The sequence below is a fragment of the Aeromonas sp. NJAU223 genome, assembly GCF_051125555.1.
In the GTDB taxonomy this organism is placed as follows: domain Bacteria; phylum Pseudomonadota; class Gammaproteobacteria; order Enterobacterales; family Aeromonadaceae; genus Aeromonas; species Aeromonas veronii_G.
On the sequence record NZ_CP144204.1, the window covers coordinates 3079906 to 3095307 of the forward strand.

At 62.5% G+C, this 15402-nt stretch carries 12 protein-coding genes; all 12 read left to right on the forward strand.

Features of this window, described 5'->3' with window-relative positions:
* Positions 1-358 precede the first annotated feature (358 nt).
* The 12 genes from uhpT (at position 359) to VZC39_RS13935 (ending at position 15360) form a co-directional block, all read left to right on the forward strand.
* On the forward strand, positions 359-1765 hold the full coding sequence (gene uhpT / locus VZC39_RS13880; RefSeq protein ID WP_434663319.1) for a hexose-6-phosphate:phosphate antiporter: 1407 nt from the start codon (positions 359-361) through the stop codon (positions 1763-1765).
* Positions 1766-1962: 197 nt separating this feature from the next.
* Positions 1963-2268 (forward strand): PTS fructose transporter subunit IIB, encoded by a 306-nt coding sequence (locus VZC39_RS13885; protein WP_434663321.1) that lies wholly within the window; start codon positions 1963-1965, stop codon positions 2266-2268.
* The gene (locus VZC39_RS13890) at positions 2268-3035 is read left to right on the forward strand and encodes a PTS sugar transporter subunit IIA (protein WP_434663323.1); all 768 of its coding nucleotides are present in this window, start codon (positions 2268-2270) and stop codon (positions 3033-3035) included. The genes VZC39_RS13885 and VZC39_RS13890 overlap by 1 nt, the downstream gene beginning before the upstream one ends.
* A 90-nt stretch (positions 3036-3125) precedes the next feature.
* Complete coding sequence (locus VZC39_RS13895; RefSeq protein WP_434663325.1) at positions 3126-4085, forward strand: pseudouridine synthase; 960 nt, start codon at positions 3126-3128, stop codon at positions 4083-4085.
* 26 nt (positions 4086-4111) lie between these two features.
* Positions 4112-4591 carry an NUDIX hydrolase gene (locus tag VZC39_RS13900; RefSeq protein WP_349918750.1) on the forward strand — a complete coding sequence of 160 codons (480 nt, stop codon included), beginning with the start codon at positions 4112-4114 and terminating at the stop codon, positions 4589-4591.
* Between the two features lie 157 nt (positions 4592-4748).
* Positions 4749-5855 carry a tRNA 2-thiouridine(34) synthase MnmA gene (gene mnmA / locus VZC39_RS13905; RefSeq protein WP_100860296.1) on the forward strand — a complete coding sequence of 369 codons (1107 nt, stop codon included), beginning with the start codon at positions 4749-4751 and terminating at the stop codon, positions 5853-5855.
* Between the two features lie 136 nt (positions 5856-5991).
* On the forward strand, positions 5992-6603 hold the full coding sequence (gene hflD, locus VZC39_RS13910) for a high frequency lysogenization protein HflD (RefSeq protein ID WP_349918752.1): 612 nt from the start codon (positions 5992-5994) through the stop codon (positions 6601-6603).
* Positions 6604-6636: 33 nt separating this feature from the next.
* Positions 6637-8007, forward strand: a complete 1371-nt coding sequence (gene purB, locus VZC39_RS13915; RefSeq protein ID WP_349918753.1) for an adenylosuccinate lyase — start codon at positions 6637-6639, stop codon at positions 8005-8007.
* Between the two features lie 152 nt (positions 8008-8159).
* Positions 8160-9290 carry a JmjC domain-containing protein gene (locus VZC39_RS13920; protein ID WP_434663329.1) on the forward strand — a complete coding sequence of 377 codons (1131 nt, stop codon included), beginning with the start codon at positions 8160-8162 and terminating at the stop codon, positions 9288-9290.
* Positions 9291-9738: 448 nt separating this feature from the next.
* Complete coding sequence (pykF, locus tag VZC39_RS13925) at positions 9739-11151, forward strand: pyruvate kinase PykF (RefSeq protein ID WP_434663331.1); 1413 nt, start codon at positions 9739-9741, stop codon at positions 11149-11151.
* A 149-nt stretch (positions 11152-11300) separates the two neighbouring features.
* Positions 11301-14627: a mechanosensitive channel MscK gene (gene mscK / locus VZC39_RS13930; RefSeq protein ID WP_434663334.1), complete on the forward strand. Its 3327-nt coding sequence runs from the start codon at positions 11301-11303 to the stop codon at positions 14625-14627.
* 121 nt (positions 14628-14748) lie between these two features.
* Positions 14749-15360 carry a LysE family translocator gene (locus tag VZC39_RS13935; protein ID WP_434663336.1) on the forward strand — a complete coding sequence of 204 codons (612 nt, stop codon included), beginning with the start codon at positions 14749-14751 and terminating at the stop codon, positions 15358-15360.
* Positions 15361-15402: the final 42 nt, after the last annotated feature.

The window sequence follows — 15402 nt, forward strand, 5'->3', positions numbered from 1 at the left end:
CCCTCCGTCATCACATTGACCATCCCGCCTCCCTGCCGCCGCGTCCCCTGCCGCCCACTCTTGCCGTGATCCCCTTCACAGTTCAGGGGCGAACACCGCCAAACTAGGAAATTTTCTTAAGTCCACTAGGGATGGCTCTCACGCCACAGGCGGCGCCCCTCATTACAGTCAGGCCTACCTGATGCAGTGATCCCCCGCCAAACGGCGACCGGACACAGGTTCCACAGGCAGGAGAGCGAGACAAGAGTCCACCCTGCCGCCTTTTCGTGGCGTGACCTCCCATAACAGGCCGACCCATCGGCCGCCAGAACCCAGGGGCGCGGCGAAAATTCCGTCTATTCGCAGAGGAAGAACGAAGATGTTGAAACTGCTCGAACAGGTCAGGGTCCCCACCCTGGATCTGCCGCTCGAAGCCCGGCGCAAGCTCTGGTTCAAGCCCTTTATGCAATCCTATCTGGTGGTCTTCATCGGCTACCTGACCATGTATCTGATCCGCAAGAACTTCAACATTGCACAGAACGACATGATCCAGGAGTACGGCCTCTCCATGACCGAGCTCGGCATGATAGGCCTCGGCTTCTCCATCACCTACGGGGTGGGCAAGACCATCGTCTCCTACTACGCGGACGGCAAGAACACCAAGCAGTTCCTGCCGCTGATGCTGATCCTCTCCGCCCTGTGCATGCTGGGCTTCAGCGCCAGCATGGGGGGCACGGGTTTCAGCCTCTACCTGATGATCTTCTTCTATGCTCTGAGCGGCTTCTTCCAGAGCTGTGGCGGCTCCTGCAGCTACTCCACCATCACCAAGTGGACCCCTCGCAACAAGCGTGGCACCTACCTCGGCATGTGGAACCTCTCCCACAACGTGGGCGGGGCCGGTGCGGCCGGGGTGGCGCTGTTTGGTGCCAATTACCTGTTCGATGGCAACGTGCTCGGCATGTTTATCTTCCCCTCCATCATTGCCCTCATCGTCGGCTTCGTGGGCCTGCGTTTTGGCAGCGATTCGCCGGAATCCTATGGCCTCGGCAAGGTGGAAGAGCTGTTTGACGAAGTGGCGAGCGAAGAGGACGTCGCCACCGAGGAGCAGAAGCTCACCAAGTGGCAGATCTTCGTGAAATACGTGCTGATGAACAAGGTGATCTGGCTGCTCTGCTTCGCCAACATCTTCCTCTACGTGGTGCGCATCGGCATCGACCAGTGGTCTACCGTCTATGCCCACCAGGAGCTCGGCTTCTCCAAGGACGTGGCCATTCAGGGCTTCACCTTCTTCGAAGTGGGCGCCCTGGTCGGCACCCTGATGTGGGGTTACCTCTCGGATCTGGCGAACGGGCGCCGCGGCCTGGTAGCCTGCGTGGCGCTGGCCCTCATCATCGCCACCCTGGGACTCTATCAGCACGCAACCACCCAGTTCATGTTCCTGGGTTCCCTCTTCCTGCTGGGCTTCCTGGTGTTCGGTCCGCAGCTGCTGATCGGTGTCGCCGCCGTGGGCTTCGTGCCGAAACAGGGCATCAGCGTGGCCGACGGGGTCAAGGGCACCTTCGCCTACCTCATCGGTGACAGCTTCGCCAAGCTGGGTCTTGGCATGATTGCCGACGGCACCCCCATCTTCGGTCTGACCGGCTGGGACGGCACCTTCGCGGCGCTGGACATGGCCGCCGCCGCCTGCCTGGTGTTGATGGCCTGCGTGGCCGTGGCCGAGGAGCGCAAGATCCGCCGCATCAAGCGGGAGATGAAGGCCGCCACCCTGGCGACCCAATCCGTCTGATAACCCAGGTTTCACTCCGTTGTGTGCATTCGGCTCGCCTCTGGCGGGCCGTTTTTTATACCGCCTTCAAATGGCCCCATGCCTTGCACAAAGGGGCACCAGAGCGCCGCCAAGATCCCACTTTTGCGGCTCCCCTTTGGCAAAAACGACCCTGCGGCGCTATTGTGTTGCCCCACCCGAATTTGCCGTGAGAGCCCATGAAGATCCTCGCCGTCACCGCCTGCCCCACCGGCATCGCCCACACCTACATGGCCGCCGAGGCGCTGCAAAAAGCCGCCGACAAGCTGGGGCTCAAGATCAAGGTCGAGACCCAGGGCGCCATGGGGCTGGAGAACGTGCTGACCGCCCGGGACATCGCCTGCGCGGATCTGGTGCTCATCGCCTCCGACATCGACATCGAGCAGAAAGAGCGCTTCGCCGGTTGCACGCTGCGCCAGGTATCGCTGGAATCCGTGCTGCTGGATGCCGCCGCCGTGCTCAAAACCGCCACCGCCACCCGCTGATGCTCAGCCGCGAGATCACCTTCTTCTGCCGCGCCGGGCTCACCATCACCCAGGCCAAGCAGCTTTGTCGGCTGGCGGGGCTGTTCAAATCCCATGTCCAGTTCGCCAATCTGACCCGCCGCCAGAGCGTGGGGGCGGCCAACCAGCTCGCTCTGCTCACCCTGGCGACCCAGCCGGGGGATCTCTGCCAGTTGCAGATAGAGGGGCTGGACGCCGAGCTCGCCCACATGGCCTTCACCTGCTGGTGCGGGGAGCTGGGCCAGCCGCTGGGGCGCCCAGGCCAGGCCGCCCAGGCCGAGCAACACCTGTGCCAGATCCTGCCCGATTATTGCTTCACCCAATCCCAGCTCGGTCACGCCAGCGCCCCCATCGACAAGGCGCTGGCGCTGACGGTGCTGGTGGACTTGCTGCCCGCCGAGCTGGTGCGCGATAGGGGCGCGCTGGATCTCGCCATCGACGAGCGGGAGAGACTCGCCCCTACCATCATCCGGCCGGGGCTCGCCATGCCCCATGTGATCTGCCCGGCCATCCGCCAGCCCTCCCTCTCGCTACTCAGCAGTGCCACCCCCATCGACTGGGGCTCTTCCCTGGGGCAGGTGGAGACCATCATCCTGCTGGCGATCCCCGCCGGGCTTCCCCCCGAGCAGTTGCGTCCCCTCACCCGCTTGGCCCGCGCCCTGATGGACGACGTGGTGAGCACGGGCCTGCTCAAGGCCGGCACGGCCTCCGCCCGTCAGGCCATGGTCATCGACGCCCTGCTCAGCTGAGCGCCCACGTTCCCCCCGTTCATCCCGTTCATCCCTGCGCCCGTCCCCCTGTGTTACAATCCCCCATCCCCTGTTTTTGGTATGCCCGCGATGAAACCAAGCCGCCCCCGCCTCTCCCTCTCCCCCCGGCCTGCTGCCGAGCGCACGCCCACCGTGGGCCAGCGCCGACGTGAACCCGGGAGCGAGGCCCCTCGCAAGCCTGAGGTGGCGCCCGAGGATCGCAAGCTGCTGCTGCTGAACAAGCCCTACATGGTGCTCTGCCAGTTCACCGACGAGGCCGGGCGCGAGACCCTCAAGGATTACATCTCCGAGCCCGGCATCTATGCCGCAGGGCGGCTCGACCGCGACAGCGAGGGGCTCTTGCTGCTCACCAACGACGGCAAGCTGCAGGCGCACCTCACCCAGCCGGGAGAGAAGACCCCCAAGACTTACTGGGTGCAGGTAGAGGGAATTCCGAGCGAGGCGGCGCTGGCGAGCCTGCGGGCCGGAGTGGCGCTGAGCGACGGCATGACCCTGCCCGCCGGGGCGCGGATCATGGCGGAGCCCGCCCTGTGGCCGCGTAACCCGCCGATCCGTGAGCGCAAGGCGATCCCCACCTGCTGGCTCGAGATCACCATAGTGGAGGGGCGCAACCGTCAGGTGCGGCGCATGACGGCCCACATCGGCCACCCCACCCTGCGTCTCATTCGCTACGCCATCGGAGAGTGGAACCTGGGTAACTGGCAAGAAGAGGGGCTGGCCCCGGGCGAGAGCCGCGCCCTGCCCGTCCCCGCGCTGACGGCGCTCTCTCGCGCGCCTGCCTCCCGCCGGGACGATCACAGCCACCCGAAACAGGCAGTCAAAAACACTACCCACGGCGTTTCTGGCGATCGGTCACCCAACAAAAACAGGTCAAAAACAGTACAAGACACTGCCGATCGCGCCGCCCCCCAGCGCCCTCGCACCGGTGGCCCCCGTGCCGACCAGCCCACCCCTGGCAAGCCTCGCAGCCCGGGTCGTGGCACGGCCCGCCGCCCCGCTCGCGGTGGCAATGGCAATGGCCAATCCTGAATCCCATCACGCGACAAGGAGTCCCCATGCTTGAACACCCGCCGACAGAGGAGAGAATGCAGAGCCGCCTGACGGTCGCCGCCCTGGTGCACTGGCAGGGCCGCTTCCTGCTGGTGGAAGAGGAGATAGCGGGCCAGCGCCGCTTCAACCAGCCCGCCGGCCATGTGGAGCCTGGCGAGACACTGATCGAGGCCGCCTGCCGCGAGCTGAAGGAGGAGACGGGCCTTGACGCCGCCCCCACCGCCTGGCTCGGGGTCTATCTGTTCAAACCGGCAGACAGCGAGGCCACCTTCATGCGCACCGCCGTCATCTTCGACCTTGAAAAGGCGCCGGGTCAGCACCATCCAGAGGATCCCGACGGGGACGTGCTGGCCTGCCACTGGCTCACCCTGGAGGAGATCGCCGAGTGCAAACCGGCCCTGCGCAGCCCCCTGGTGTGGCAATGCATCCAGGATTATCTGGCCGGCACCCGTTTGCCCCTGTCGGCGATCCAGGCCTTTATCTGAGGCCGGGTGACGCCACTTTTCCAATGACGGGGGGATGGCGAGAAAAACGATTTCCCCTTGCCGGGACTCCCACGGGATCCCGCGCAGGGAGATGTGACCGGGGGCGCAAAACTCTGGTAGAATACGCCCCGTTTAAACGAACTGGTAACTTCGACTAATGACAGACAACAGCCAAATCAAGGTGATCGTCGGCATGTCCGGCGGTGTGGATTCTTCCGTCTCGGCCTACCTGCTCCAGCAGCAGGGCTATCAGGTCGAAGGTTTGTTCATGAAGAACTGGGAAGAAGACGACACGGACGAGTATTGCTCTGCCTCCCAGGATTTGGCTGACGCTCAGGCCGTCTGCGACAAGCTGGGCATGAAGCTGCACACCATCAACTTCGCCGCCGAGTACTGGGACAACGTGTTCGAGCACTTCCTCGAAGAGTACAAGGCGGGCCGCACACCGAACCCGGATATCCTGTGCAACAAGGAGATCAAGTTCAAGGCGTTCCTGGAGTTTGCCGCCGAAGAGCTGGGGGCCACCTACATCGCCACCGGCCACTATGTGCGCCGTGACGACAGCACCGGCCGCCCGCGTCTCTTGCGCGGCCTCGATGGCAACAAGGATCAGAGCTACTTCCTCTACACCCTGAGCGAAGCTCAGGTGGGTCAGAGCCTGTTCCCGGTCGGCGATCTGGAGAAGCCCGAGGTGCGCCGCATCGCCGAGCAGCTCGACCTCATCACCGCCAAGAAGAAGGACTCCACCGGGATCTGCTTCATCGGTGAGCGCAAGTTCAAGGACTTCCTCGCGAAATTCCTGCCCGCCCAGCCCGGCCCCATCGAAACCGTCGATGGCAAGGTGATAGGCGAGCACCAGGGGCTGATGTATCACACCCTGGGTCAACGCAAGGGCCTTGGCATCGGCGGTCGCAAGGACGCCACCGAGGAAGCCTGGTACGTGGTGGACAAAGAGGTGGAGCGCAACACCCTGATCGTGGCGCAAGGGGAACATCCCCGTCTCTACTCCGACGGCCTCATCGCGAGCCAGCTGCACTGGGTGGATCGCACCCCCATCCGCGCGCCGCGCCGCTGCACCGTCAAGACCCGCTACCGCCAGGAAGACATTCCTTGCCTCATCCAGCCCATCGACGATGAGACCATCCGGGTCATCTTCGACGAGAAGCAGGCTGCGGTGACCCCGGGCCAGTCCGCTGTCTTCTACGACGGGGAAGAGTGCCTGGGCGGCGGCATCATAGAGCAGCGCTTCAGCCACCCGGTCTAAGGGCCGCCCTGGCGCCTTCCTCCGATGAGCGAAGGCACGGGAGAGGAGCAAGCCCCTCTCCCTCAACGAACAGAGAAAAGGATCATGGCTTGCTACGGCATCAGCCAATGAGTGAACAAGACAGGGCCGTGAAACGATGAGCGATAAATTCCAAGACAGAACCATGGCCTTTGCCGGCATCTGCCAGGCGGCCTACCTGGTGCAGAAGGTGGCCCGCGACGGCACCTGTGACGAATCCTCCCTGCGCGAGAGCCTGCAAAGCGTGCTGGTGACCGATCCCAAGCAACCCCTGGAAGTGTTCGGCAGCCACCTCGCCATTCGCGACGGCTACCGCGCCCTAGTGGAGCAACTCGGCGCCGACGGCAGCCAGAAGAACGCCGAACTGACCCGTTACGTGGTGAGCCTGATTGCGCTCGAGCGCAAGCTCGCCAAGCGCAAGGACATCCTCAACATGCTGGGGGAGCGGATCAGCCAGATCGGTCGCCAGCAACAGCATTTCGATCTGCTCGACGAGCAGATCCTGGCCAACATGGCGAGCATCTACAGCGATCTCATCAGCCCCATAGGCCCCCGGATCCAGGTAGCGGGCACCCCGCTGTTCCTGCAGCAGCCGCTGGTGCAGCACAAGGTGCGTGCCCTGCTGCTCGCGGGGATCCGCGCCGTGGTGCTGTGGCGCCAGCTTGGCGGCAGCCGCACCCAGATCATCTTCGCCCGCAAGAAGATGGTGGAACTGGCCAAACGTTTTTAAGTTTCTCACCCCCACACATCAGGAGTTCACCCCATGGAGCTGTCCGCGCTGACTGCTGTTTCCCCGATTGACGGTCGTTATGGCGACAAGGCCGATGCCCTGCGTCCTATCTTCTCCGAATTCGGCCTGCTGCGTTTTCGCGTCGAAGTCGAGGTGCGCTGGTTGCAAAAACTGGCAAGCCACGCCGGGATCCCGGAAGTCCCTGCCCTGAGCGCAGCCGCGAGCGCCCTGCTCGACGGCATCGTCAGCAACTTCAACGAGAGCGACGCCGCCCGTATCAAACAGATCGAGCGCACCACCAACCATGATGTGAAAGCGGTGGAGTACTTCCTCAAAGAGAAGGTGGAAGTGAACCCGGAGCTCGCCGCCATCAGCGAGTTCATCCACTTCGCCTGCACCTCGGAAGACATCAACAACAACTCCCACGGCCTGATGCTGAAAACCGCTCGTGAAGAGGTGATCAAACCTTATTGCGAGAAGCTGATTTCCGAGCTCAAGCGTCTGGCCCATGAGTACCGCGACATGCCGCTGCTCTCCCGTACCCACGGCCAGCCGGCGACCCCGAGCACCATGGGCAAGGAGATGGCCAACGTCGCCTACCGTCTGGAGCGCCAGTACAAGCAGATCATGGCCGTCGAGATCCTCGGCAAGATCAACGGTGCGGTCGGCAACTACAACGCCCACCTGAGCGCCTACCCGCAGGTGGACTGGCACCAGTTCGCCGAGGAGTTCGTCACCTCCCTCGGTCTTTCCTGGAACCCCTACACCACCCAGATCGAACCCCACGACTACATCGCCGAGCTGTTCGACGCCCTGGCCCGCTTCAACACCATCCTGATCGACTTCGACCGCGATGTATGGGGCTACATTTCGCTCGGCCACTTCAAGCAGCGCACCATCGCCGGCGAGATTGGCTCCTCCACCATGCCTCACAAGGTCAACCCCATCGACTTCGAGAACTCCGAAGGCAATCTGGGTCTGGCCAACGCCGTGTTCCAGCACCTGGCGAGCAAGCTGCCCATCTCCCGCTGGCAGCGTGATCTCACCGACTCCACCGTGCTGCGCAACCTGGGTGTGGCGGTCGGTTACTCCCTGATTGCCTATCAGGCGACCCTGAAGGGGATCTCAAAGCTCGAGGCGAACAGCGATGCCATGGCCGCCGATCTGGACGCGAACTGGGAAGTGCTGGCCGAGCCCATCCAGACCGTGATGCGCCGCTACGGCATCGAGAAGCCCTACGAGAAGCTGAAAGAGCTGACCCGTGGCCGCCGTGTCGACGCCGAAGGCATGCGTACCTTTATCGACACCCTCGAATTGCCTGAGGACGTGAAGGTAGAACTCAAGAAGCTGACGCCGGCCAACTACATCGGCGACGCCCAGCGTCTGGTCGATCTGCTGAAGTAAGCGGTCAACCCAACCTGACAGAGGCCCTGCCATGGCTGCAGGGCCTCTGTTGATCTTGGCCCGCGCCATCACATCATCCGTGATCGGGCCATATCAGAGCACTTGCCCAAGCCCGGTTTGGGCAAGATCTCTCACAAGATACGAGAAGCACCATGTACGAACTCAATCTGGATATCGCTCACTTCCTCGAGCATCACTGGCAGAAGCGCCCCCTGCTCATCAAGGGCGGCTTCAAGGACTTCCTGGATCCCATCAGCCCGGACGAGCTGGCGGGCCTGGCCATGGAAGAGGTGGTGGAATCGCGCCTCGTCACCCGCTTCAACAACAAGTGGGAGGCGGCCCACGGCCCCTTCGAATCCTACGATCATCTGGGGGAAGAGAACTGGACCGTGCTGGTGCAGGCGTGCAACCACTGGGCTCCCGAGGTACACGAACTGGCGCTGCCGTTCCAGTTCATCCCGGGCTGGCGCTTTGACGATGTGATGGTGAGCTTCTCCACCCCTCACGGCGGCGTCGGCCCCCACATCGACAACTACGATGTCTTCATCACCCAGGGTCAGGGCAAGCGCCACTGGCGGGTCGGCGATGCCAAGCCTTTGAACGAGTTCGCCGCCCACGCGGCCCTGCTGCACTGCGAGCCGTTCGAGGCAATCATCGACGTCATCATGGAGCCGGGTGACATCCTCTACATCCCGCCCGGATTCCCCCACGAGGGCTATGCCATCGAGCCCTCCCTGAACTTCTCCGTGGGCTTCCGCGCCCCGGACGCCAAGGCGCTCATCTCCTCCTTTGCCGATCACCTGATCGACAACGAGGTGCGCACCGAGCGTTATGGCGATGCCGATCTCAAGCCCCGCACCCGCCACGGCGAGATCCAGCCCCATGAGCTGCACCGCCTGCGGGAACTGATGCAGCAAGCCCTGGACGACGAGACCCTGTTCAAGGAGTGGTTCGGCGCCATGATCTCCGAGGCCAAGCACGATCTGGACGTCAATCCGGTGGAGCCGGACTACAGCGCCGAGGAGATTGCCGACCTGCTGACCCAGGGCGAGCCCGCCATCAAGGTGCCGGGCCTGCGTACCGTCTGGTTCAGCGGCGAAGCCCACGTCTGCTACATCGACGGCGAAGCCTGGTCCCTGCAAAGCGAGGACGCCGCCGCCATCTCCCTTCTGTGTGACAAGGACATGGTCACCCAGGCCGACATGGTGGAGCTCGCCGATCAGGCTGGCTTCCTGCAACTGCTGACCCAGCTGGTCAACCGCGGCTACTGGTTCTTCGCCTAAGCCCTGCCGGTCCGGACGAGCGCCGGGTTCCCTATAAAAAAGCGCCGCTGACATCAGCGGCGCTTTTTTATGGATGGGTTTATGGATGAGAGACATGAGGGCGCGCTGTCACCGTCATCACCATGCTGCCCTGGCGAGCCCCCCGCTTGTCGCTACACTTGAAGGCGCCCCGGCTGACCCAACCCCTTCGAACAGCGGCGCCGATTTCTTGCACCGCTTTTGTTATTTAACTACATAAGATCGGTTTGCCCCTGAGGGTGATGATGGGTACCAAATGGGCAGCGATGAGCGAAACCAATTATTTTAGCCCCTAAAATCAACAGTGAGCGAAAACGTTATCTTGTGAAATGAGGCTGTTTTAGCTCAAAACGTTGTTTCTGGATCATAAAAAGTATCCAAAAACTGGTGTATATTGCACGGCGGAAACTCCTTAACCATGAAGACTGACATGAAAAAGACCAAAATCGTCTGCACCATCGGTCCCAAGACCGAATCCAAAGCAATGCTCGGCAAGATGCTCGACGCCGGCATGAACGTCATGCGCCTGAACTTCTCTCACGGTGATTACGAAGAGCACGGCACCCGTATCAGCAACCTGCGTGAAGTGATGGCCGAGACCGGCAAGCACGCAGCCATCCTGCTCGATACCAAGGGTCCGGAAATCCGTACCATGAAACTGGAAGGTGGCAACGATGTGTCTCTGGTCGCTGGCCAGACCTTCACCTTCACTACCGACCAGACCGTAGTGGGCAACAAGGACAAGGTCGCCGTGACCTACGCCGGCTTCGCCAACGACCTGCGCGTCGGCAACCGCATCCTGGTTGACGATGGCCTGATCGGTCTGGACGTCATCGAGATCACCGAACGCGAAGTCATCTGCAAGGTGCTGAACAATGGTGACCTGGGTGAGAACAAGGGTGTCAACCTGCCGGGCGTCTCCATCAAGCTGCCGGCCCTGGCCGAGAAAGACAAGCGTGACCTCGTCTTCGGTTGCGAGCAAGGTGTTGATTTCGTTGCTGCCTCCTTCATTCGCAAGAAAGAAGACGTGCTGGAAATCCGTGAGCACCTGAAGGCCCACGGTGGCGAGAACATCCAGATCATCTCCAAGATCGAAAACCAGGAAGGCCTGGACAACTTCGACGACATCCTGGCTGTCTCCGACGGCATCATGGTCGCCCGCGGCGACATGGGTGTGGAAATCCCGGTAGAAGAGGTGATCTTCGCCCAGAAGATGATCATCACCAAGTGCAACAAGGCGCGCAAAGTGGTCATCACCGCGACCCAGATGCTGGATTCCATGATCAAGAACCCGCGTCCGACCCGCGCCGAAGCTGGCGACGTGGCCAACGCCATCCTGGATGGTACCGATGCGGTCATGCTGTCCGGTGAATCCGCCAAGGGCAAGTACCCGCTGGAAGCCGTGACCATCATGGCCACCATCTGCGAGCGCACCGACGCCGTGATGCCGTCCAACCTGTCTGCTGCCAATGACAGCAACAAGTTGCGCATCACCGAAGCCGTCTGCAAGGGCGCCGTCGAGACCTCCGAGAAGCTGGATGCCCCGCTGATCGTGGTTGCCACCGAAGGCGGCAAGTCTGCCAAGGCCATTCGCAAGTACTTCCCGAAAGCCTGGATCCTGGCCGTCACCACCAACAAGAAGACTGCCGCCCAACTGGTACTGACCAAGGGCGTGGTGGCTCACGTGGTTGACAGCATCGCCTCCACCGACGATTTCTATCGCATCGGCAAGGAAGCGGCACTGGCCAGCGGCATGGGCCTGAAGGGCGACGTCGTCGTCATGGTCTCCGGTGCCCTGGTACCGAGCGGTACTACCAACACCGCCTCCGTTCACGTACTGTAATCAGTCCTGAACCGATGAAAACGGCGCCTCCGGGCGCCGTTTTTTTTATCTCTCCCCCCTGCTGCCCCTTTCGGCCCGGTGTTAGAATCCACGCGGATTTCCCTCACGTGGGATATCTCCCAAATATCGCGTAATAACCCGGAAGTTTTATGCCCTCAACACAGTTCAGACGAGTCTCGGCCGCCTTGTTGCCGCTGCTCTGGTTATTCATCAGCCTCTGCGCCCCGCAAGCCCTGGCGCAGGACGTGCCGCAACGGGCCACGGTCCAGCGCTCCCTCGACGCCCTCGGCAAGTCGGAGGCCCTCACCGTCAGCCAGCAGGCGGATCAGAAATTCCTGACCGATACCCTGAGCCTGCTCGACAGCATCGACAAGGAGCAGGCCAAAGCCAAGGCCCAGACCCTGCGTGTGCGCTCGCTCCCCGCCGATTTGAAAGAGATCAGTGCCAAGCTCGATACCCTCGGCCAGAGCAAGAGCCCTGAGCAGCTCAAGAGCGAATATGCCGCCATGAGCGTGATGGAGCTGGAGAATCGCCAGGCCGAGATCATGGTCAATCTGCAGGAGGCCCAGGAGGCGCTCGGCACCATCGGCAGCCAGATCACCAGCTTGCAGACCCTGCCGGAACGCGCCCAGGCCAACATGAGCCGGGCCTATCAGCGCAGCCAGGAGATCCGCAGCCGACTGAACTCGGGCGACAACATCAGCAGCGCCGAGAAGATGAAACTCAACACCGAGTCGGCCCTGCTGGACCTGCAACTGGTCAACCTGCAAAAGGAGCTGGATAACCGCACCAGCATGCAGGATCTGGTGGTCAAGCAGCGAGACTATCAAAGCGCCCGTCTCGCCTACGAGGAGCAGCGACTGCAGGCCCTGCAGGAGCAGATCAGCGCCAAGCGTCTCGGCGACACCGAGAAGACCGCCGAGCAGACCGGTGAGCTGGTGACCACGGCTGACAATCCCCTGGTGCAGAAAGAGCAGGAGATCAACCAGCAGCTCAGCCAACAGCTCGTGAGCGCCACCGCCAACCTCAACACCCTGGTGCAGAAGAACCTGCAGGCCAAGAGCTGGCTGGAACGCGGCACCCAGACCGAGCGCAACCTGAACGAACAGGTGCAGATGCTCAAGGGCAACCTGCTGCTGTCACGCATTCTCTACCAGCTCTATCAGCAGCTGGAGGCGGCCCCCTCCTCCCTGGTGAAGAACCTGGAGGAGCAGATCGCCGACTTGCATCTGGCCCAGTTCGAATTGAGCCAGCAGCGTGATCAGCTGTTCCAGAAAAACCTGTACCTGGACAACCTCATCGCCGGCAGCAGCGAGCCGGTCAGTGAAGAAGACAAGGCGACCCTTGCCAAGCTCATCGATACCCGCGTCAGCCTGCTCGATCAGCTGAACCGCCAGCTCGACAGCCAGCTGACCAACGCCATCAGCCTGCAGCTGACCCAGCAGCAGCTGACCCGGGTCTATGCCTCGGTCGAATTCACCCTGCAACAACACATCTTCTGGGTCAGCAGCAACAAACCCGTCGATGGCAAGTGGCTGCTCAGCTGGCCTGCCCAGGCCTTCAAGCAGGCGTCCGACTGGGTGATCAAGCCGGAGGTGAACAAGTGGGGCGAGATGCTGCTGCCCCTCTCCCTGCTCGCCCTGCCGCTGTTGCTGATCGGGGGGTTGCTGCTGTGGAAACGGCCAGCCATCGTCGAGCGCCAGCAGAGAATTGCCAAGGATCTCGGCCGCTTCCGTCAAGACAGCCAGTGGCATACTCCGCGCGCCCTGCTCTACACCGTGCTGCAGCGCCTGCCCGGCACCCTGTTTATCCTGGCCGCCGGTCTGATGCTCACCTATTGCGGCCTCCTGAGCCCCAAACTCATCTTCCAGATCACCCTGAACCTGGCGCTCGGCTACCTGGTCTTCAGCGTCTACCTGTCGGTGATGCGGCCGGGGGGCATCGGTGAATCCCACTTCCGCATGCCACGGGCCGAGTTGCAGGCCAAGCGCAACAGCATGCGTTACCTGTGGATCCCCCTGTTGCCACTGATCATGCTGTCAACCAAGGCAGTGGTAGAACCTTCCTCTCTTGGCAATGACGTCATCGGTCAGGCCCTCACCCTGGTCCTGCTCGGTCTTACCGCCTATCTGGTGCTGCCCATCTCCCGCGCCAGCATCAAGGGCGAGGCCAGCATGGCGCAGATCATGAAGGCGATCGCCCTGGCACTGGCACCGGTGGCGCTCATCGTGCTCGTCGTCCTTGGCTACTACTACACGGCCCTGAAGCTCACCGGCCGATTGATCGAGTCCTTCTACCTCATCATCATCTGGGGTCTGCTCTATCGCACCGCCCTGCGGGGCCTGGAGCTGGCGGCCCGCCGTCTGGCCTACCGCCGCGCCGTTGCCAAGCGTGAGCACAAATCCTCCGAAGATGCGGAAGGGGGGGAAGCCATCGAAGAGCAACCCATGGATCTGGAGGATGTCAGCCAGCAGTCCCTGCGCCTGACCCGGATCATGCTGCTGCTGGTGTTCGGCGTCGCCTTCTACTGGCTCTGGTCCGATCTGGTGGCGGTCTTCACCTATCTGGACAGCGTGGTGCTCTGGCACAAGAGTGAAGGCACCGGCGCCAATGCCGTGCTCTTCCCCATCAGTCTGAGTGACGTGCTGACCGGCCTCTTCCTGTTCGGGGCCGCCTTGTCCCTGGCGCGCAACCTGCCCGGCTTGCTGGAGGTGCTGGTCCTCTCCAAGCTGCGCCTGGCCCAGGGCTCGGCCTACGCCATCACCACCATGCTCAACTACGTGCTGATCGGGGTGGGTTCCCTCACCGCCCTGGCCATGCTGGGCGTACAGTGGGAGAAACTGCAATGGCTGGCTGCCGGCCTCTCGGTGGGTATCGGCTTCGGCATGCAGCAGATCGTCTCCAACTTCATCTCGGGGATCATCATACTGTTCGAGCGTCCGGTGCGGATCGGCGACACCGTCACCATCGGCACCATCTCGGGCACGGTCAACAAGATCCGCATCCGCTCCACCACCCTCACCGACTTCGATCGCAAAGAGGTGATCATCCCCAACCAGCAGCTGATGATAGAGCGGCTGGTCAACTGGTCCCTGTCGGATACCGTCACCCGGGTGATCGCCCGGGTCGGGGTGGCCTATGGTTCGGATCTGGAGCTGACCCGCAAGCTGCTGATGCAGGCGGCCATGGAGAACAGCCGGGTGTTGAAGGATCCGGCTCCCATCGTCTACTTCCTCACCTTCGGCGCCAGCACCCTGGATCACGAGCTGCGCTTCTTCGTGAGCGAACTCGGGGATCGCAACCCGGCCATCGATGAACTGAACCGCCGCATCGACGTGCTGTTCCGCGAACACGGCATCGACATCGCATTCAACCAGATGGATGTGCATATCAAGAACGAGCAAGGGGAAGAGCAGAAGGTAGAGTCCCGCAAGAGCCTGCCGCCCGCTCCCAACCGGAGCCGCGATCCTAGCTGATCCGGCGCCACGCCGATACCAACGGGCCCCATCGCGGGGCCCGTTTCTTTTTGACCCCTTGAAAGGGAGGCCGGCTCCCCAATATAGAGGGGACAATGGAATGTCATAGCGCGAGGATTGAATGGATTATCTCTATGCCGTGGTGCTGTTCGCCGTCTCCTCCTCGGTCACTCCGGGGCCGAACAACCTGATGGTGATGAGTTCGGGGCTCAATTTCGGGGTGAAGCGGAGCCTGCCGCTCCTGGCCGGCATCTGCGTCGGCTTTACCCTGATGCTGCTGTTGGTGGGGCTGGGATTCGGCCAGCTGTTCACCCTCTTCCCCCCTCTGCACCTCATCATCAAATGCGTGGGCACCCTCTACCTGCTCTATCTGGCCTGGCTCATCGCCCGCTCGGCAGGCGAGCTGGCGGGCAAGGGGCAGGCCCGGCCCCTCGGCTTTCTCAAGGGAGCCCTGTTCCAGTGGGTCAACGCCAAAGCCTGGGTGGTGGCCACCGGCGCCATCGCCGCCTTCACCAGCGCCGGAGCCGGTTTCTATCAGCAGAACCTCACCCTGGCGCTGACCTTCTTCATCATCTCCTTCCCGAGCGTCGGCATCTGGCTGCTGTTCGGCTCCGTGCTCAAACGCTGGCTCGCCGGCGAGCGGGCCCGTCGCCGTTTCAACCAGGCCATGGGGGCCCTGCTGGCCCTCTCCGTCACCCCCGTGGTGTGGGAGATCTGGCAACAACTGGCCTGACCCCGTCCCGTCGGGAGTGAGTGAACGGCGCGCTGGGCTCAG

Excerpts from the sequence above, each read along its gene's own strand:
- uhpT (WP_434663319.1), top strand. The coding sequence starts at position 359 with ATGTTGAAACTGCTCGAACAGGTCAGGGTCCCCACCCTGGATCTGCCG.
- VZC39_RS13885 (WP_434663321.1), top strand. The coding sequence starts at position 1,963 with ATGAAGATCCTCGCCGTCACCGCCTGCCCCACCGGCATCGCCCACACC.
- VZC39_RS13890 (WP_434663323.1), top strand. The coding sequence starts at position 2,268 with ATGCTCAGCCGCGAGATCACCTTCTTCTGCCGCGCCGGGCTCACCATC.
- VZC39_RS13895 (WP_434663325.1), top strand. The coding sequence starts at position 3,126 with ATGAAACCAAGCCGCCCCCGCCTCTCCCTCTCCCCCCGGCCTGCTGCC.
- VZC39_RS13900 (WP_349918750.1), top strand. The coding sequence starts at position 4,112 with ATGCTTGAACACCCGCCGACAGAGGAGAGAATGCAGAGCCGCCTGACG.
- mnmA (WP_100860296.1), top strand. The coding sequence starts at position 4,749 with ATGACAGACAACAGCCAAATCAAGGTGATCGTCGGCATGTCCGGCGGT.
- hflD (WP_349918752.1), top strand. The coding sequence starts at position 5,992 with ATGAGCGATAAATTCCAAGACAGAACCATGGCCTTTGCCGGCATCTGC.
- purB (WP_349918753.1), top strand. The coding sequence starts at position 6,637 with ATGGAGCTGTCCGCGCTGACTGCTGTTTCCCCGATTGACGGTCGTTAT.
- VZC39_RS13920 (WP_434663329.1), top strand. The coding sequence starts at position 8,160 with ATGTACGAACTCAATCTGGATATCGCTCACTTCCTCGAGCATCACTGG.
- pykF (WP_434663331.1), top strand. The coding sequence starts at position 9,739 with ATGAAAAAGACCAAAATCGTCTGCACCATCGGTCCCAAGACCGAATCC.
- mscK (WP_434663334.1), top strand. The coding sequence starts at position 11,301 with ATGCCCTCAACACAGTTCAGACGAGTCTCGGCCGCCTTGTTGCCGCTG.
- VZC39_RS13935 (WP_434663336.1), top strand. The coding sequence starts at position 14,749 with ATGGATTATCTCTATGCCGTGGTGCTGTTCGCCGTCTCCTCCTCGGTC.